We start from the raw sequence: 17,829 nt of genomic DNA, 5'->3' as shown, positions 1-17,829 counted from the left end.
TTATTATATCGGCAAAAAGACAAACTGTTGCGTTTAATTGTGCTTTTGCACATAAATCAGTTTGTTTAAAAAAATATGTCGCCAACAATTATGTTGGTTTTTAAACGTTAACTGATACACATCAGAATAGTCGCAACCTGATTTCTCATTCAGGCTATAACGTTAGATGCATTGGATCTGCACAATTTGTAAAGATACGACGATAATTCCGTATCAAGACACTCTATCAAAAAATTGAAGAGATGATCTTCGAGCAATGTGACAGTGAAAGTAACGAACATCCAATGCACCGTTAGTCCGCCAGTGAATGTTCAGGCTTCTTTAATCAGTGACAGGATTAAAGCCGTATTGCCATCATCAATACGTGAATCAAAATACCGAAGCCCATCAATAAAGGCCGGTAATACACTTAGATCAAACTGATTATGGTGATCTAGGAATTGATCCATGCGGGTTGATGTTCGCTACGTAAATCGCGATGTTTTTGCTTGTGTATCACTATTAGGTGTTACACCCATGAAACGTATGTTGATCAATGCAACACATGCCGAAGAAGTTCGCGTTGCACTCATCACTGGTCACCGTCTTTACGATTTCGATTTAGAAAATCGTACTCGTGAACAAAAGAAAGCCAATATCTACAAAGGTCATGTGACTCGCGTTGAGCCATCTCTTGAAGCTGTTTTTGTAGAATATGGTGCAGGCCGTCAAGGCTTTCTTTCAATGCGTGAAATCGCAAACTCATATTACAAAGCTGACCCTCGTCAAACTTCAAACATTCGTGAGTTAATCACTGAAGGTACTGAGCTTTTAGTTCAAGTTGAAAAAGAGGAACGTGGCAACAAAGGCGCTGCTCTCTCAACTTTTATTTCCCTTGCGGGTCGTTACTTGGTCTTAATGCCAAACAACCCGAAAGGTGGTGGTATTAGTCGTCAAATTTCTGGTTCAGTTCGTGAAGAATTGAAAGAAATGTTGGCGTCTTTAAATGTACCTCGTGGTATGAGCGTGATTGTACGTACTGCAGGGATTGGTCGCTCACAAGAAGAGCTTCAACTTGATCTTCAGCACCTTCTCGATCTTTGGGCACGCATCCAAAGTACAGCAAATTCTGGCCCTTCTCCAATGTTGGTTCATCAGGAAGCTGGTGTAGTTACTCGTGCAATTCGCGACTATTTACGTGATGATGTTGCAGAAATTTTAATTGATTCTGAACAAGCTTATAACGAAGCCTATAACTTTGTTAAAGCCGTGATGCCGAACCAATTAGACAAGTTAAAAACATATACTTTGAATGAGCCTTTATTTGCTCATTTTGGTATCGAAAGTCAAATTCAAACAGCTTACGAGCGTGAAGTGAAACTTCCTTCTGGTGGTTCAATTGTCATTGACCAAACAGAAGCATTGGTTTCGATCGATATTAACTCTGCAAAATCTACTCGTGGTCACGATGTAGAGGAAACTGCGCTTAGTACTAACTTAGAAGCAGCAGAGGAGATCGCTCGCCAACTTCGCTTACGTGATATCGGTGGTCTGGTCGTGATTGACTTCATTGATATGACCAAAGAACGCAATCAACGTATGGTTGAAGCGAAACTGCGTGAATCAACTCAAAGTGATCGTGCACGTATCCAGTTCGGTCAATTGTCTCGTTTCGGCTTAATGGAAATGAGTCGCCAACGTTTACGCCCTTCTTTAGAAGAAGCGACTGGCTATGTATGTCCACGTTGTCATGGCACAGGTATGGTTCGTGACTTGCGTTCTCTTTCACTTTCAATCATGCGTAAAGTTGAAGAAATTGCACTTCGTGAGCGTCAAGGTGAAGTTCAAGTAGAAGTTCCTGTTGAAATTGCAGCATTCCTTCTCAATGAAAAACGTCATAGCCTCGTATATTTGGAGCAAACTTCAAATGTACGTGTGACTGTACTCCCACACCCGCATTTAGAAACGCCACATTACAAAATCTCGTATAATCCTGAAGGCTTTGCACCAACCAGCTATGAACGTACTGAAGCGACTCGTTCAAGTGAAAAAGAGTTGGGTTATGAGTCTTCAGAATGGCACTTAGAAGAAGAGCATGCAGCTCCACATACGCATGCCCCTGTAACGCAGGAAAAAGGCAATAAGCGTCATAAAAATAACCAAAATGCTACACAACCTGCGGTAGCGCAAAAAACTGCCCCAGCAGTAGCTGCTCCAGCAACTAGCCCATGCGCATGGTTAGAAAATCTGTTTGTTCAAAAACAAGCAAGTACGATTGATCAATCGCGTACGGCTAACTCTGCAGCGGCTGCAATTGAACAAATGGTGAACGGTGGTGCCGTAAGTCGTGGGCAATTCGGTCAAATTGCACCTGTAACACCTGTGGCAATTGAAGCATCTGCACCACTTGAAACAAATGCGTATATTTCACATACGCCTGTTGCGAAAAATGATACACGCGACCAAGAACGTCAAGCTGAAAAAGACGAGCGTCCACAACGTCATAACAAGAAAAATCGCAATAAGCAACGTGACACACGCGAAGTTAACGCAGATCAACATGTGATTGAAGAAGTTGTACAGGCACCTCGCCATGAACAACGTCAAGACAATCGTCATGAGTCACGCAATGAAAACCGTCATGAGCAACGCCAAGAACAGCGTGATCAGAAACGTCATCAAAAGCGCCCTCAACAAAACGAGACAGCTTTCGAAGCACAAACTGAACAAGCTGTGCCACGTCGAGACCGTAATGCACAACGTCCACAACGTCCAAATCGTCACCGCGATCAAAGTGTATTAAATCAAGAGCAATCTTCAGCACCTGTTGCTCCAGAAGCTCAAGTTAAAGTTGATTTAATTGATGTACCTCGTAATGATGAGCTTAAAACAGCGTTAGTGGTTAATGTTGATCAAGCACAAAGTGAGATTGTTGCATTAACGCCTGAAGTAGCAGCACCTGTAGCAACTGCTCCAGCACCTGTTGTGACAGACACTGAAGTGTCAGCACCTCAAGTGGAAATTACGGTTGATGAACCTGTCATTGAAGCTGAGGTTAAACCTCAACAAGCACCACAACGTGCAAGTAACGACCCACGTCAACGTCGTCGTAACAAGCATCAACATGACCAGAAAGCAAAATCAGATGCGCCGAAGCTTCGCCCTTCACAAGTGCCAGCTTTAGCACAACATACGGTTTTAAGCTTAATTCAACATGTTTATGGTGCGGATTGCTCTGTATTGATTGAGCAGTTTGGATTAATTCCAACCTTCAATCGCGCATTGCAAAAGTTCACTGAACAGTATGCAGCGAGTTTAAATACTCAATCTGCTGAACCTGCTACTGAGAAAAAACCAGTCACACGTGATGTCGCTGTTCAACAAGCTCCAGCTGAAAAAGAGCCTGCACCTGTGTTGGACTTAACACCTCCAAAACCAGTGTCTGATAAGCGTGTTGCAAACGATCCACGTGAGCGTCGTCGTCTTGCAAAACTTGCAGCAGAGCAAGCAAAACAAGCGCGCCTTGAAGAAGTTGCAGCACAAGAAGCCGTGAAAGTTGAAGCACCTGTTACGGATGCTCCACAAGCAGCTGATGCAACATCTGAAGTTGCACATCAAGAAACAGCAACACAGACAGCTGAAGTGACTCAATCTGAAGTGAAGACTGAAGAAAAAGTTCAAACTTCGTCACAACAGCAACCTGAAGAAAAATCTTCAGAATCAACTGAAGTTGCGTCTACAGAAGCAGAAACTGCGAACGTTGAAGTGGCGGAAGTTGCCGTAAATGCTGAAGATAAATCTGCACAAGCTGAAGCAGATAAGGATGATGCAGAACAGCAGGAAGAAGATAAACCTGTTCGTCCGCGTCGCCCTCGTGGTCGCCCACCTAAAAAAGCAACACCATCAGCTGAGTAATTTGCTTAAACTACATTAGCTTTTGACAAACCTAGTCATTACGGTGGCTAGGTTTTTTTGTTATGGTCTTTAAAGTTTTGACTGAAAAATCCTGTTCAGAATTGATCAATTTTTCAAAATGGATAAGATATTCAGTGACAAAACCAAGTAAAAAAACTTGCGAAAAATTAAAGACTAAACGGAATATCACAAAAAATAGGACCAGTATGAGCCAGACTTATCAAAACGATCTCATTGGAATCAAAGACGTAGCAGCACGACTCCCACATTTGGTCACGAAGTTGCCAAATATTCTTGTCGGGCTCAAACAGGCTTATTTACGTACTCCTAAAACGCCAGCAGGTCTTGCCCTCGCTTTTGAGCGTGCAGCGCAAAAAAATCCTCAAGGTATTGCGCTGTTATGTGAAGATCAGAAATATACCTACCAACAACTAAATGATTGGGCAAACCAAATTGCACACTACTACATCGCTAAGGGTGCAAAAAAAGGTGATGTGATTGCGGTCATTGTTGAAAACCGTAGTGAACTTATTGCCACCGTCATTGGTCTTGCAAAAATTGGGGTTGTTTCAGCGCTCGTCAATACGTCTCAAACAGGTAAGGTACTTACCCATAGTATTAATTTGGTTAAACCAATCGGTGTAATTGTCGGTGAAGAATGCCGTGAAGCTGTAGATGAAGTACGCGAACAACTGACTGTCGCCAAAGATAAGCTCTATTGGCTGGCTGATCAAAATACACGTCAAAATGCTGGTCAAGCACCTGATGGCTATCATAATCTTGCACAAGAAATTTTATCTGAATCTAAAGATAATCTAGCTGAAACACATAAGGTGACTGGTGCTGACGGCTTATTCTATATTTATACGTCTGGTACAACAGGTTTACCAAAAGCCGTAGTCTTTACCAATAGTCGTTGGATGTTAGCGTATGGCACATATGGTCATGTCCTCAATCTAAATAAAGATGACGTTATGTATGTCACTTTACCGCTTTATCATGCCACAGGCATGGTGGTTTGCTGGTGTGGTGTAATTGCTGGTAGTTCGACGCTAGCGATTCGTCGTAAGTTCTCAACCTCTTCTTTTTGGAAAGATGTTCAAAAATTTAATGCATCAGCAATTGGTTATGTTGGTGAGCTATGTCGCTATCTTCTAGATGCACCTGAATCACACCAAGATCGCAATCATCGCGTCACCAAGATGATTGGTAACGGCATGCGTCCAAATATTTGGGATAAATTTAAAAATCGCTTTGGCATTGAAGAAGTACTCGAACTTTATGCTTCAAGTGAAGGCAATGTCGGCTTTTCCAATATTTTAAACTTCGACAATACCGTAGGTTTCTCTCCTATTCCTTATGCCATTATCCAATATGACAAGGAAAAAGAAGCTCCTATTCGCGATGCAAAAGGTCATTGTATTAAAGTCAAAAAAGGTGAAACAGGCTTATTGATTGGTAAAATTACCAATCGCTCGCCATTTGATGGTTATACCGATCCAGAAAAGAATAAATCCTCGATCATGCATGATGTTTTTACCAAAGGAGATTCTTATTTCATCACGGGTGACCTTGTGCGAGATATCGGGTGCCGCCATGCTCAATTTGTTGACCGTCTCGGTGATACCTTCCGCTGGAAAGGTGAGAATGTCTCTACAACTGAGGTTGAAAATATTTGTAGTGATTATGAAAAGATCACAGAAGCAGTGGTATACGGCGTTGAGATTCCAAATACTAACGGTCGTGCAGGTATGGCAGCCATCACTTTAGCAGAAGGTGCTGAACTAAATGAGCAAGATTTATCCGATATGGCTCAGTTCTTTAAGAAGTCTTTGCCTAGCTATGCAATTCCAGTGTTCTTACGTGTACAGAAAACACTCGAAACTACAGGAACATTTAAATATCAAAAGAGTAAGTTAAAGGAAGAAGCTTATTTTCCAGACAAAACTTCAGATCGTATTTTGGTTTTATTACCAAATGAAGATGCATATTGCGATTTAAATGAAGAGATTCTGAAAAATATTGAACAGTATAAATATCGTTTTTAAGCTAAAATCGATTGTTTTTTGGCTAGAAAACACGAAATTGTGTCATTTCTAGCCAAACGTAACAAAGTTTTATATTTTTTACTTGCGCTACTCAAATAACTTGCTAAAATACGCAACATCAAAACGAGATGGGTCGTTAGCTCAGTTGGTAGAGCAGCGGACTTTTAATCCGTTGGTCCCGCGTTCGAGTCGCGGACGACCCACCACTTATTTTGAAACCCCTATGGGTCGTTAGCTCAGTTGGTAGAGCAGCGGACTTTTAATCCGTTGGTCCCGCGTTCGAGTCGCGGACGACCCACCAGATTCTTAAAAAAGCCTTTCATATTGAAAGGCTTTTTTATTGCCTGCAATATAATACAAGCTACCCTTATAGAGTATCAATTCTTATGTCTTTAAAGCTTTTGACGTTGCAAAGTATATGCACGTGACGGAAGCGGATTGTTTTTAAAGAAAGTTTGGTTCACTTGCGTTGCATTGGCAATTTTATCAAGATCCATGACCATATTACCCTGCTCATCCAAATCGTAAAAAAACTGAACCCCACTCTCTCTCAAAATAATGATTTGATGGTGATGCGGATCATACAACCAACGATCTTGGCGATATTGACGTTGCGTTGTAAATTCAACCTTACCACGATGCATAAAAATACGATGAGCTGTGCCATCAGCCAATAAATTGATAATAAACTCAGCTTCTCCCTTATCACAACGAGCAAAGCCATCACCACATTGCATCGTGGTTTGGTAACGACCTACAAATTTTTGCCATTCTTTAGCAACAGACTGCGGTGTTGTATCCGCTTTCTCTTGAATTGGAGGCCGTGCCTTACCTGCGACATTCGTTAATGAGTTAGAAGACTCAGGCGTATGCGACTCCTGAATTTGGTTGATGTGTTCAATGTGTGGCGATTCATTCTGGCTACATGCTGCAAGTGCAATATTCATGATGGCGATAATGCTGAACATTGAGATTGAATGAACTTTAAAATTTAAATTCATCATTTTATATCTTGAGCCATTTCATAAATTGCGATGTATAAAAATATTATCCTTATAAAATAGGGATATACAAGTATTAGCATGTTCTGTCTAATTATCCAGAACCTATACCACATCAAGGTTTTATCTTTTTCATTACATAAAATTACGATATTTTGTGAATAATCTCCTTTAAAACTAAAAATTATTCTCCATATAAAATGTATAGACAAACGTTAAAGAGAAATTGCGAAGTCTATTTCATGACTATTTTAGGTTCTAAAGGAGAACTCAATGGCCAATGTTGGTTTATATCGCTCAAACCGCTCTAACATGATTGCTGGTGTGATGGGTGGTATTGCTGAACGTTTTGGTTGGAATGCGAATTTATTACGAATTATTTTTGTTCTAGTGTCAGTGATGAGCGCTGCATTTCCAGGAATTTTAGTGTACTTAGTGCTTTGGTTAGTGATGCCAAAAAATAAAGTTCAGCACGAACATTCAAATACTTATGATCGTCCAATGCGCACTGTACATCAGGACAGATCACCGCTTTAACTTGAGTTTACCCTCAATCACCCACACAACCTCGGGTGAGTTTTTTAACACGATAATTTCCCCCAATTATCGTGTTTTTTTTATTCTCATTTTGCATCTTTCTCAAAATAGCGCTAACTTGAACAAAACAATAAATATGGACAATCAATGGCACAGTCGGAATGGATGGTATTGTGGCTATGCGCACTGGCCGCATTATTACATGGCCTGAGCGGTTTCGGCTTTCCCATGATGAGTACCGCCGTACTCTCTACTCAACTCCCGCTAAGCCTCGCTGTCACTTTGGTCATTCTTCCCTGTCTCATTTTAAATTTAATTCTGCTAACTGCTCACCCTCAGTATTCAATATGGCAGAGCATTCAACACTACAGCATAAGATTTTTTCCCCTTATTCTAAGTAGCTTAGTTGGCAGTCTGCTTGGGGTGAAACTTTTATTGTGGCTCAATGAAGGTTATTTAAAGCTTTTACTTGGCATGGTGATGGTACTGTATGTGATTGATCAATTACGACAACATTCATTCACCGTCAGCCCGTCAGTGCTCAATATGCTGATATTCGGTCTGTTAGCAGGCATTATCGGTGGTGCTACCAATGCAATGGCACCATTTCTAATGATGTATTTACTCAGCTGTCAGCTGAGTAAAACCGATATTGTGATCGTGAGTAATTTAAGCTTTATCGCCAGCAAATTGATACAACTCCTTCTACTTTACCCAATTTTGGTCAATATTGATGAGCATCAACAACTTTTAGTCATGTTGATCTGTGTTTTTGCAATATTTGGGGTATGGATCGGAGGACGGATCAGGCAACACATTTCTCAACAGTTTTTTAAAAATACAGTATTGATCCTATTACTTTTGCTCGGTATTCAAGCCCTGTGGCAAAGCTATAATTTATTAGAACAATCGATTTCATTGTTTAAATAGTATATTTTGAAAAGTGATAAGGATATTCATTCTTCAGAATTAAGAAGTTTAATACATGCAACTATAAAACCTATAGCGATATTCAAAAGGAGCGAATATGACGGAACAACTCGCGACCCCGACCAACATGATGCCAAAAGGGCTGATCAAAGGTTGGGTGTTGATACTGATCGCCGCTTTTATTTCTTATGGACTCTATCAAGTCTTACCCTATGATGAAAACGCCAATAAAGGGTTGGCATTACTTTGCTTTATCGGCATTTTATGGCTGACTGAGGCTATCCATATCACGGTTACCGCCCTATTGGTACCTGTACTCGCGGTTCTCCTCGCGATGCCAATGGCAAAAGGCGATGAGCTTGTACCAATCACAACACAAGCGGCATTAGCTACATTTGCAGATCCTGTGATTTTTTTATTTTTTGGTGGCTTCGCATTAGCGACCGCGTTGCATATTCAAAAGCTGGATAAAAAAATTGCGATGTGGATCATCTCTATGTCTGGTGGTCATCTCGGCATCTCTGTAATGGCGATTTTTGCTGTAACAGCACTTTTATCTATGTGGATTTCAAATACGGCGACTGCAGCAATGATGCTTCCACTTGCCCTTGGTTTACTTTCACATTTAGATGTCAGCCGAGATCGAAAAACATTTGTTTTTATCCTGTTAGGTATTGCCTATTCTGCAAGTATTGGTGGCTTAGGGACCATGGTCGGCTCTCCACCAAATGCAATTGCGGCTAAGGCTTTAGACTATGATTTTGCAGATTGGATGAAAATCGGTTTACCGATGATGCTGCTCATTTTACCTGCCATGCTCTTGAGTCTTTATCTGGTACTTAGACCTAAGCTCAATCATAAAGTGCAATTTGTGACTGAGGATATTCCTTGGACGGGTACTCGAATTGCAACAATGGTATTGTTTGTCTGTACGGCTATTGCTTGGATCTTCAGCAAAAAGCTGACCGAGAACTTTGGTATTTCACAACCTGATACTTGGATTGCTGTTCTGGCAGCATGCTTGGTCGTGATTATCGGTACTGCAACATGGAAACAAGTTGCTGAAAATACAGATTGGGGCGTTTTATTTTTATTTGGCGGTGGTTTAACCCTCAGTGCAATTTTAAAAGATTCAGGCAGTTCATTGGTACTTGGTCAAACGCTTGCAAATGTGTTTGGTGATACCTCACCATTGATGATTATTTTTGTTGTAGCAGCATTTATTGTCTTTTTAACAGAATTCACCAGTAACACTGCATCTGCTGCACTGTTAGTACCAGTCTTTGCAGCGATTGCAGATCAAATGGGCATGCCCAAGGAAATTTTAGTTATTGTGATCGGCATTGGTGCTTCTTGTGCATTTATGCTTCCTGTTGCGACACCACCAAATGCCATCGTATTTGGTACTGGACATATTCAACAGTCTGAAATGATGAAAGTCGGATTCGTCCTGAATATTATGTGTATTTTCATTGTTTCACTATTTATCTATTGGTTCTTTATCTGATCTAAATAAATGTTCAAAAAAGAAAAAAGCACGGTATCGTGCTTTTTTCTTGTCGATTCAAAGCCAGTCTTTTATTTATTTTGTAACACCCAACCAAATGAATTTTTGTGGTACGGCATCTAGCTTGATACTGCGTTCAATCTTGGCAGATTTCAAATCAATCTCATGAATCTGTTTCGTCACCACATTATTGATGAAAACACGATCTTGCTGACCATGCGCAATCAGCGCTGCCTTCTCTATCGCTTCTGAACCTTGCTCAATCACTTGAATACGATGTTTCACTGTCCAAGACTCAGTATCTAAAATCACCAATTGCCCCAATGAATCGAGTATCACGAAATAATCGCCAGATTGGCTATACATCTGCTGAAGACGTTTCACATTGGTATCTTTCTCAGTCCATGGAATTTGTTGAACTAGCTTATTTGCACCATTGATAATGAATAAATCAGGTGTAGCGGATGCCAATCCAACTAGCTCTTGCGCATTGGCTTGGCCGACGACTGTACCAATACGAACATCCAACTTAATCTTCGAGTCTTTAAAAAGACCTGCAACACCATGCTCGACAAGTAACACGCCGTCTTCACAGCCAAATGCACTATAACCTTTAACCGATGAGGCTCCGTGCAAACCTGGACACGTATTTTCTAAATTATTTTGACCATGGAAGTGATCACCATGCAGTTCGTAATTTCTCACCACACTTGCTAATGTTTCGCCTGATCCTGAATATGAACTCAATACATACTCACCCAACGGTTCAGCTACGCCATGATGTTTAAACGGAAGCTTTTGCGATGCCACATTTTTTGAAGCAATTCCTGCATCTGTGAATACATCAAATTTTGATGTTTCAGTCTCGCTACCATCATAAAAAATAGCAGCCTGACCATTAAAATTCCGATAATGCGTAGGTGCAGCACCATTGAGTTGGAAGTTCAATAACTGAGGTGAAGCAGTTCCCTTATCACTTAAACCGCTGTCATAAAAATTAACAGTGCCACCAACTCGATCCATCAAGATGCCATAACGTGCTCTTGGACTGCTATGTAATGCAAATGGCATCGTCTTCAGTTGTTTAACATCGATGACTTTTTGTTGTTCTAAATCGAATAAACTCAATTCTGGTCGATCGACTTGATCATTGATGATCAAAAGTCTCCCCTCTTGATTCACCACTGTTGTTGGTTTTTCAGGCGGATTATTCTGATTTGATTTGTTGTTATCGCTACCACCACATGCTGTCAGTAAAATAGCTGAAAGCAAAATGCTGATCTTTGGTAATTGGTTTTTCATGGAGATCATCTCTTATTATGACAATACATTACATTTGAAATGTTATAACATAACATTTATAACATAATGATACAGAGATTCAAAGATGTGATTTAAATTTAAAGTTGTAAATTGCGATTCCAATGAGATGAAGATCTAAATAGTTTGATTAGAATAATGGTTCTAAAAGGTCTTATTATTTGAATCAATAATTGAATTTTATGAAATAATGCCATTTTACTACTTTAAAATTTTTCTAAGAAATTAAGTCATGTCGATTACAACAACGCATCGCGAAGAACTTTTAAAACACTTAGCAGCATCTTTAAAAGATGCTAAAGATGATGGTGGAGCCATTCTTCTTGTAGGAGCAGGTATTTCTGTTTCAGCAGGCATTCCCCCTGCTCAAAAGCTTATGAAAATTGCGATTGAGAATTTCCCAAATTATTTTACGGATGAAGAACAACAACTCGCTCAAGAAGATTTAAGCCAACTCCAATACAATGACATTATGACAAAGTTGTCGAATGTTAAACGCAAAGAGTTGTTTAAATGGTTTATTGAAGGTAACAAAGATAAAGGAATTGAAAAAGCTAAACTTAATTTTGCACACATTGCAATTGCTGAACTATTAAAACAAGGTTATTTCAGTCGCATTCTTACCGTTAATTTTGATCCGTTATTGATTCATGCTTGCTATATGGTGGGGATGTACCCTTTCCCTGCTATCTATGATCTAGGTGCAATGGGTAAAGTAAACGCAGAACTCTTACATGATCCTAGTATTGTGTATTTAAATGGACAGCATGTTGGTTTTGTACAAAGGAATACAACTGATCAACTTGAAGCTCACAAAGAAACTCTAACTCAAATCGTTCGTTCTACAGGTTGTTCTAAAACTTGGGTTATAGCGGGCTATAGTGGCGAAAATGACCCTCTAATGGATGCCTTGAATGAACTGCGCCCATATAACAATTGGATGTATTGGTTAGAATATAATAATCAAGTATTACAAAAAGAAAGTCATCATTTCTTAGAAAATGATGAAGAATGTAAAGTAATTTATGGTTGCGATGCTGATGAAACATTTATGGAAATCGCAGAACTATTGAATTGCAGTTTAGATTTTATTGAACAACCTTATACTGAGCTTGAACTTTATACGAAAGAAATTGATTTCAACACATCTAAATCTAAAGGTCATCAATTACTATCTAAAGTAAAAAATTATATTTCTATCTTAAAAAATGATGCTGTAATCAACAAATTTAAGCTAGCAGAAATAGTTACTGACTATATTGGCAATGATGAATTTCATTTTTTTTCAGATGACCCAAACTATTCAAAAGAAAGGTTAATTGCAATTTGTGAAGAGCTTTATCCAGTCTTAAAAGACAGCCTATCTGGTGAATTTTTCTATTGGTGGGCAAGTGCATATTATGACTACAAGAATTTTGATAAACAAAATATTCAAGATCGAATCAACTGCTACAACAAAGCCATCAACACTTATAGATTAGGAACCCAAAATGACCCTCAATATGGTGGGAATTTTCATTTTTTAGGTTATTGTCAATTACAATTGGCAAAATTAATCACTGATCAAAATAAAAAAATAATCCTATTAAATGAAGCAATCGAAAACTTTAAGAATAGTTGGGATGAGGTAGAACATATTATGTATTCAGTAGAATGTTTTATCGAGTTAAAAGATTTTAAAAAATTAGTAAATTTCTTAAATGAATCAAATGTATTAGCTATTGTAAAAAATTATAAAAGTTATGTTTTTCAAAATGAATACATGAATCCTTTACTTAAAAGTAATGATTTCTGCATTTGGTATAAATCAATATTTAATGAAGCACTCGAAACACCTGAAGTTATATAGTTTATTCATTAGTTCATACCCTTTGCCACTCCTCTGTAAAATCCTTATACTTAGAGCCAATTTTTTTTCTAATTTTAAGTGGATGACCATGAGTCGCGCCATATCGCATATTGATACCTTCCAAGGCTTAATTCTTGCCTTACAAAACTACTGGGCGGAGCAAGGCTGCGTCGTGTTACAGCCTTACGACATGGAAATGGGTGCAGGTACATTCCACACTGCAACTTTCCTACGCGCATTAGGGCCTGAAACTTGGAACGCTGCATACGTTCAACCTTCGCGTCGTCCAAAAGACGGTCGTTATGGTGAAAACCCAAACCGTTTGCAACATTACTACCAATTCCAAGTGGTACTTAAGCCAAACCCAGACAACATCCAACAGTTGTATCTTGACTCGCTTAAAGCGATCGGAATTGATCCCTTGGTACACGACATTCGTTTCGTAGAAGACAACTGGGAATCTCCAACGCTTGGCGCGTGGGGCTTAGGTTGGGAAGTATGGTTAAACGGCATGGAAGTGACTCAGTTCACTTACTTCCAACAAGTCGGTGGTGTTGAGTGCTACCCTGTTACTGGAGAAATCACTTACGGTTTAGAGCGTCTTGCAATGTACTTGCAAGGTGTAGACTCAGTTTACGATTTGGTTTGGACTAAAGGTCAGTTTGGTACAGTGACTTATGGTGATGTATTCCATCAAAATGAAGTTGAACAATCCACTTATAATTTTGAATACGCACCTGTTGATAAACTGTTTGAACTCTTTGACTTCTATGAAACTGAAGCAACACGTTTAATCGAAGCAAAACTTCCACTTCCTGCGTATGAGCAAGTGGTTAAAGCCTCTCATAGCTTTAACTTGCTTGATGCGCGTGGTGCGATTTCTGTGACTGAACGTCAGCGTTATATTTTACGTGTACGTACATTGGCGCGTTCAATTGCAAATGCTTATGTGGCTGCACGTGCTGAACTTGGTTTCCCAATGGCAGAACCAGCATTACGTGATGAAGTATTGGCACAGTTAAAGGCACAAGTTGAAGCAGAAGCAAAATCTGAGGAGAGCAAATAATGTCTAAACATACCGTTTTGTTCGAATTAGGTTGTGAAGAACTTCCACCAAAAAGCTTAAAAAAATTACGTGATGCACTGCAAGCTGAAACTGTAAAAGGCTTAAAAGATGCAGGTCTTGCATTCGACTCGATCGAAGCCTATGCAGCACCACGTCGTCTTGCCCTTAAAATCGTAAACGTTGATGGTGCGCAAGCGGACACGCAAAAACGTTTTGATGGCCCTGCGAAACAAGCAGCGTTTGATGCTGAAGGTAACCCAACTAAAGCGCTTGAAGGCTTTATGCGTGGTCAAGGCATCACGGTTGATCAAATCTCGACTTTTCAAGCGGGTAAAGTCGAAAAAGTTTGCTACTTAAAAGATGTCAAAGGTCAAAGCCTTGATGCTTTACTTCCCCAAATTTTACAAAATGCATTGGACAATCTTCCAATTGCGAAACGTATGCGTTCAGCGGCAAGCCGTACCGAATTTGTACGTCCAGTAAAATGGGTGGTATTGCTTAAAGACAACGACGTTGTTGATGCAACAATTCAAGATCACAAAGCAGGTAACGTAACTTTCGGTCATCGTTTCCATGCACCTGAAGCAATTACTTTAACGCATGCTGATGAATACTTAGCGAAGTTAAAAGCGGCTTACGTTGTGGCAAACTTTGAAGAGCGTCAAGCAATCATTGACGGTCAAGTCAAAGCTTTAGCTGATGAAGTAAATGCGATTGCGATTGTGCCTGCGGATCTACGTGACGAAGTAACAGCATTGGTTGAATGGCCTGTTGCACTTCGTGCAAGCTTTGAAGAACGCTTCCTTGCGGTTCCTCAAGAAGCATTGATCACGACCATGCAGGACAACCAAAAATACTTCTGCTTAGTGAATGCTGACAATAAGCTTCAACCATACTTCATTACTGTGTCAAATATTGAGTCTAAAGACCCGACACAAATTATTGAAGGTAACGAGAAAGTGGTTCGTCCACGTTTGTCGGATGCTGAATTCTTCTTCTTACAAGACCAAAAACAACCGCTTGCTTCTCGTAAAGAGAAATTAGCAAATATGGTCTTCCAAGCAGAATTGGGTACGCTTTGGGACAAATCGACACGTATTGCAAAACTCGCTGTTGCTTTAGCGCCAATTACAGGTGCAAACCCTCAAGACGCTGAAAAAGCTGCGCTTCTTGCAAAATGTGACTTAACCTCTGAGCTTGTGGGTGAATTCCCAGAACTTCAAGGGATTGCAGGCACTTACTACGCACGTCTTGAAGGCGAAAATGATGAAGTTGCTGAGTCTTTAGGTGAGCAATACTTACCGAAGTTTGCTGGTGATGTTTTACCTAAGACTAAGACAGGTACAACGATTGCCCTTGCTGACCGTTTAGATACGCTCACAGGTATTTTTGGTATTGGTCAAGCACCGACAGGTTCTAAAGATCCGTTTGCGCTGCGTCGTTCTGCGATTGGTATTTTACGTCTAGTGACTGAAAATGAGCTTGATGTATCAATTGAAGACCTGATCAAACTTGCACTTGCTGCGTATGGCGATGTATTGAAAGATCACAATAAGACTTTAAACGATGCTGTTGCATTCCTTGAAGGTCGTTACCGTGCGAAATACGAAGACCAAGGCGTTGCGGTTGATGTGATTCAAGCGGTTCAAGCGTTGTCACCAAAATCACCACTTGATTTTGATAAGCGTGTAAATGCGGTCAATCATTTCCGTGCATTACCTGAAGCGGCTGCGCTTGCTGCTGCGAATAAGCGTGTTGCAAACATTCTTGCGAAAGAAGCTGCACCTGAAGGCGCTGTGGTTGAAGCAAACTTGGTTGAAGATGCTGAGAAAGCATTGTTCGCTGAACTTGCGAAAATCACGCCTATGGTTGAGCCATTATTTGCTGCGAAAGACTACACTGCTGCGTTGTCTGCACTTGCTGCACTTCGTACACCAGTCGATGCGTTCTTTGAAGGCGTAATGGTGATGGCTGATGATGCTGAATTAAAAGCGAACCGTTTGCGTATGCTTGCACAGCTTCGTGATTTGTTTACGAAAGTGGCTGATATTTCGGTGTTACAGCATTAATCGTTACAGATTGTAATTGATTTAAAAAACCGCTATCTTGATAGCGGTTTTTTTACCACTAAAATTAGATGAATTCATCCTTAAAAAATCAAATTTTTACATATTCTGCAATATGCGTTATACCTAGTTCAATTATTGCAATTTGTAACTACTATCCTGTATTTCTAACTGAAGACTCTATACTTTATTTGCATGCTACCTCTGCACAAGTTGTATCTGCATTAGTTGCATTAAGCCTCGTTTCATATAGTTTTTTGAATACAGAATTAAATCAAAAGCAAGAACGTGATCCAACACTAGAAGAAGCCATTTCAAGAACAAAGAATTATGCTTTCATAGATTTAACATTAACATTATTCATAGGAGTTTTTTCAGTAGGATCAAGCTTACTAGTGATTAGTAGCTTTAAATATCCTGCTTTTCAAGATTTTTTTATGTCTATGAGCTTTAGTTCTTTAGTTCTCTTTGCCTATGCCTTATTAAAGTTTATACATAGATCATTTTTACCAGAGTCTGTACAAAAGAATAATGAAGAAGTTTTTGAAGATAGTAAAAATAACTTAAATGATTTAATTTCTGAGATACCATCACATACTAGCCAGAAAAAAAACATATCAAAACATGTTCCAGCAACTTCACAAACTGTTAATACTACAGGATCTGATTCCAACGTATTTGGTGAGATAAAATCTACTATCCCTCACACTACTCTTCAATCTTCTCTCGGAGAGTTTTTTATTAAATTTTCTGAGTTTGAAAATCAAATACGGGATTTTCACTCTAAGTATACAGGCACACCTTCTAGCAAAATGTCTTTAGCAAAAATCATTAATCAATTAATTAATCTACAACTTATCCCAGACCCTTACACGAAAGAACTCATCTATCTTATTCGAATTCGAAACTCGCTAGCTCACTCTAGCCACAATACAACATTAGATAGTAAAGATATACAAAATTGGGTTAAATTTATAACAGACATGCAAGCTAAGATATTCAACAAACATGAAAATTAACAAACTGCTAATGTATTTTTTATCTATACCCTTTGACTATAGTTAATTTTTATTCTATTTCCTATACTCACTCTAACAACACTCATCAAGAAAGAAGTTTATGGAAATCCAAAGATCAATACTAATCTCTCTTACTGCTTTTTTTGTTAGCGCTTGTACAACTACACCATCCAACCTCAATACCCCTCGCATTCTAGAACAACACAAAAACATTGCTGTTGAACCTGAAACTCAACACAATATTGCTCGCCTCATTAAACAAAAAGACAACTGCCTCATTGAATTTACAGGCAACTTTGAGACAGGCAAAGCTACTGAATACTGGTTCTTCCAAGGGGAAAAACTGATTTCAGCACATTCAAATTTAGATGCAGATGTCGAAAACAAACAGACCGTATTTGATATTCAAGATTCAACTAAAAAAGCCAATTTCAACGCGCTCAAAAACCACTTTAAAGCGAAAAATCTTCAACAGTGTGAACATTTCTAAGAAGCTAAAAACCATTCATCTGATCATTCATAAACTACGACAGCACAATTGGCTAAAACCAACTGTGCTTTTTTTATAAGTGGGGAGTATAAAGTGACTCGA

Annotated in this window: 13 protein-coding genes and 2 tRNA genes; 12 read left to right on the top strand and 3 right to left on the bottom strand. The window is 39.4% G+C overall.

All coding sequences use genetic code 11. The features are described 5' to 3' along the window. Nucleotides 1-311 precede the first annotated feature (311 nt). Nucleotides 312-449 carry a hypothetical protein gene (locus AC1M89_RS07300; RefSeq protein WP_179998737.1) on the bottom strand — a complete coding sequence of 46 codons (138 nt, stop codon included), beginning with the start codon at nucleotides 447-449 and terminating at the stop codon, nucleotides 312-314. 67 nt (nucleotides 450-516) lie between these two features. On the opposite strand from AC1M89_RS07300, the gene AC1M89_RS07295 reads away from it, so the two are divergent. From AC1M89_RS07295 to AC1M89_RS07280, 4 genes are all read left to right on the top strand, one after another. Next, complete coding sequence (locus AC1M89_RS07295; protein WP_481614083.1) at nucleotides 517-3,894, top strand: Rne/Rng family ribonuclease; 3,378 nt, start codon at nucleotides 517-519, stop codon at nucleotides 3,892-3,894. Nucleotides 3,895-4,100: 206 nt separating this feature from the next. Beyond that, nucleotides 4,101-5,942 (top strand): long-chain-acyl-CoA synthetase, encoded by a 1,842-nt coding sequence (locus tag AC1M89_RS07290; RefSeq protein WP_481614077.1) that lies wholly within the window; start codon nucleotides 4,101-4,103, stop codon nucleotides 5,940-5,942. Nucleotides 5,943-6,072: 130 nt separating this feature from the next. After that, a tRNA-Lys gene (locus tag AC1M89_RS07285) sits at nucleotides 6,073-6,148 on the top strand. A gap of 19 nt (nucleotides 6,149-6,167) precedes the next feature. Continuing rightward, nucleotides 6,168-6,243, top strand: a tRNA-Lys gene (locus tag AC1M89_RS07280). A gap of 91 nt (nucleotides 6,244-6,334) precedes the next feature. Here AC1M89_RS07280 and AC1M89_RS07275 read toward each other — a convergent pair. Next, complete coding sequence (locus tag AC1M89_RS07275; RefSeq protein ID WP_481592235.1) at nucleotides 6,335-6,946, bottom strand: hypothetical protein; 612 nt, start codon at nucleotides 6,944-6,946, stop codon at nucleotides 6,335-6,337. Between the two features lie 270 nt (nucleotides 6,947-7,216). On the opposite strand from AC1M89_RS07275, the gene AC1M89_RS07270 reads away from it, so the two are divergent. The 3 genes from AC1M89_RS07270 to AC1M89_RS07260 all read left to right on the top strand — a co-directional run bounded on the left by AC1M89_RS07270 (nucleotide 7,217) and on the right by AC1M89_RS07260 (nucleotide 9,917). Further along, on the top strand, nucleotides 7,217-7,480 hold the full coding sequence (locus AC1M89_RS07270; protein WP_179998741.1) for a PspC domain-containing protein: 264 nt from the start codon (nucleotides 7,217-7,219) through the stop codon (nucleotides 7,478-7,480). A gap of 147 nt (nucleotides 7,481-7,627) precedes the next feature. Beyond that, nucleotides 7,628-8,410, top strand: a complete 783-nt coding sequence (locus AC1M89_RS07265) for a sulfite exporter TauE/SafE family protein (protein WP_481592236.1) — start codon at nucleotides 7,628-7,630, stop codon at nucleotides 8,408-8,410. Nucleotides 8,411-8,507: 97 nt separating this feature from the next. Further along, the gene (locus tag AC1M89_RS07260) at nucleotides 8,508-9,917 is read left to right on the top strand and encodes an SLC13 family permease (protein WP_481592237.1); all 1,410 of its coding nucleotides are present in this window, start codon (nucleotides 8,508-8,510) and stop codon (nucleotides 9,915-9,917) included. A 75-nt stretch (nucleotides 9,918-9,992) separates the two neighbouring features. Here AC1M89_RS07260 and AC1M89_RS07255 read toward each other — a convergent pair whose 3' ends face one another. Beyond that, entirely contained in the window at nucleotides 9,993-11,219 is a 1,227-nt protein-coding gene (locus tag AC1M89_RS07255) for a hypothetical protein (RefSeq protein ID WP_481592238.1), read from the bottom strand. Between the two features lie 250 nt (nucleotides 11,220-11,469). Here AC1M89_RS07255 and AC1M89_RS07250 point away from each other — a divergent pair, with 250 nt between their 5' ends. The 5 genes from AC1M89_RS07250 (at nucleotide 11,470) to AC1M89_RS07230 (ending at nucleotide 17,727) form a co-directional block, all read left to right on the top strand. Then, entirely contained in the window at nucleotides 11,470-13,086 is a 1,617-nt protein-coding gene (locus AC1M89_RS07250; protein ID WP_481592239.1) for an SIR2 family protein, read from the top strand. Nucleotides 13,087-13,174: 88 nt separating this feature from the next. Beyond that, nucleotides 13,175-14,152, top strand: coding sequence for a glycine--tRNA ligase subunit alpha (gene glyQ, locus AC1M89_RS07245; protein WP_035264216.1), 978 nt, complete (start codon nucleotides 13,175-13,177; stop codon nucleotides 14,150-14,152). Beyond that, nucleotides 14,152-16,221: a glycine--tRNA ligase subunit beta gene (gene glyS / locus AC1M89_RS07240; protein WP_481614076.1), complete on the top strand. Its 2,070-nt coding sequence runs from the start codon at nucleotides 14,152-14,154 to the stop codon at nucleotides 16,219-16,221. The genes glyQ and glyS overlap by 1 nt, the downstream gene beginning before the upstream one ends. Nucleotides 16,222-16,289: 68 nt before the next feature. Continuing rightward, the gene (locus AC1M89_RS07235; protein ID WP_481614075.1) at nucleotides 16,290-17,237 is read left to right on the top strand and encodes a hypothetical protein; all 948 of its coding nucleotides are present in this window, start codon (nucleotides 16,290-16,292) and stop codon (nucleotides 17,235-17,237) included. A gap of 100 nt (nucleotides 17,238-17,337) precedes the next feature. Further along, nucleotides 17,338-17,727, top strand: coding sequence for a hypothetical protein (locus tag AC1M89_RS07230; protein ID WP_481614074.1), 390 nt, complete (start codon nucleotides 17,338-17,340; stop codon nucleotides 17,725-17,727). Nucleotides 17,728-17,829 lie beyond the last annotated feature (102 nt).

This window comes from Acinetobacter sp. ANC_7635 (assembly GCF_056779945.1).
This window is presented reverse-complemented; position numbering and strand designations above follow the sequence as displayed.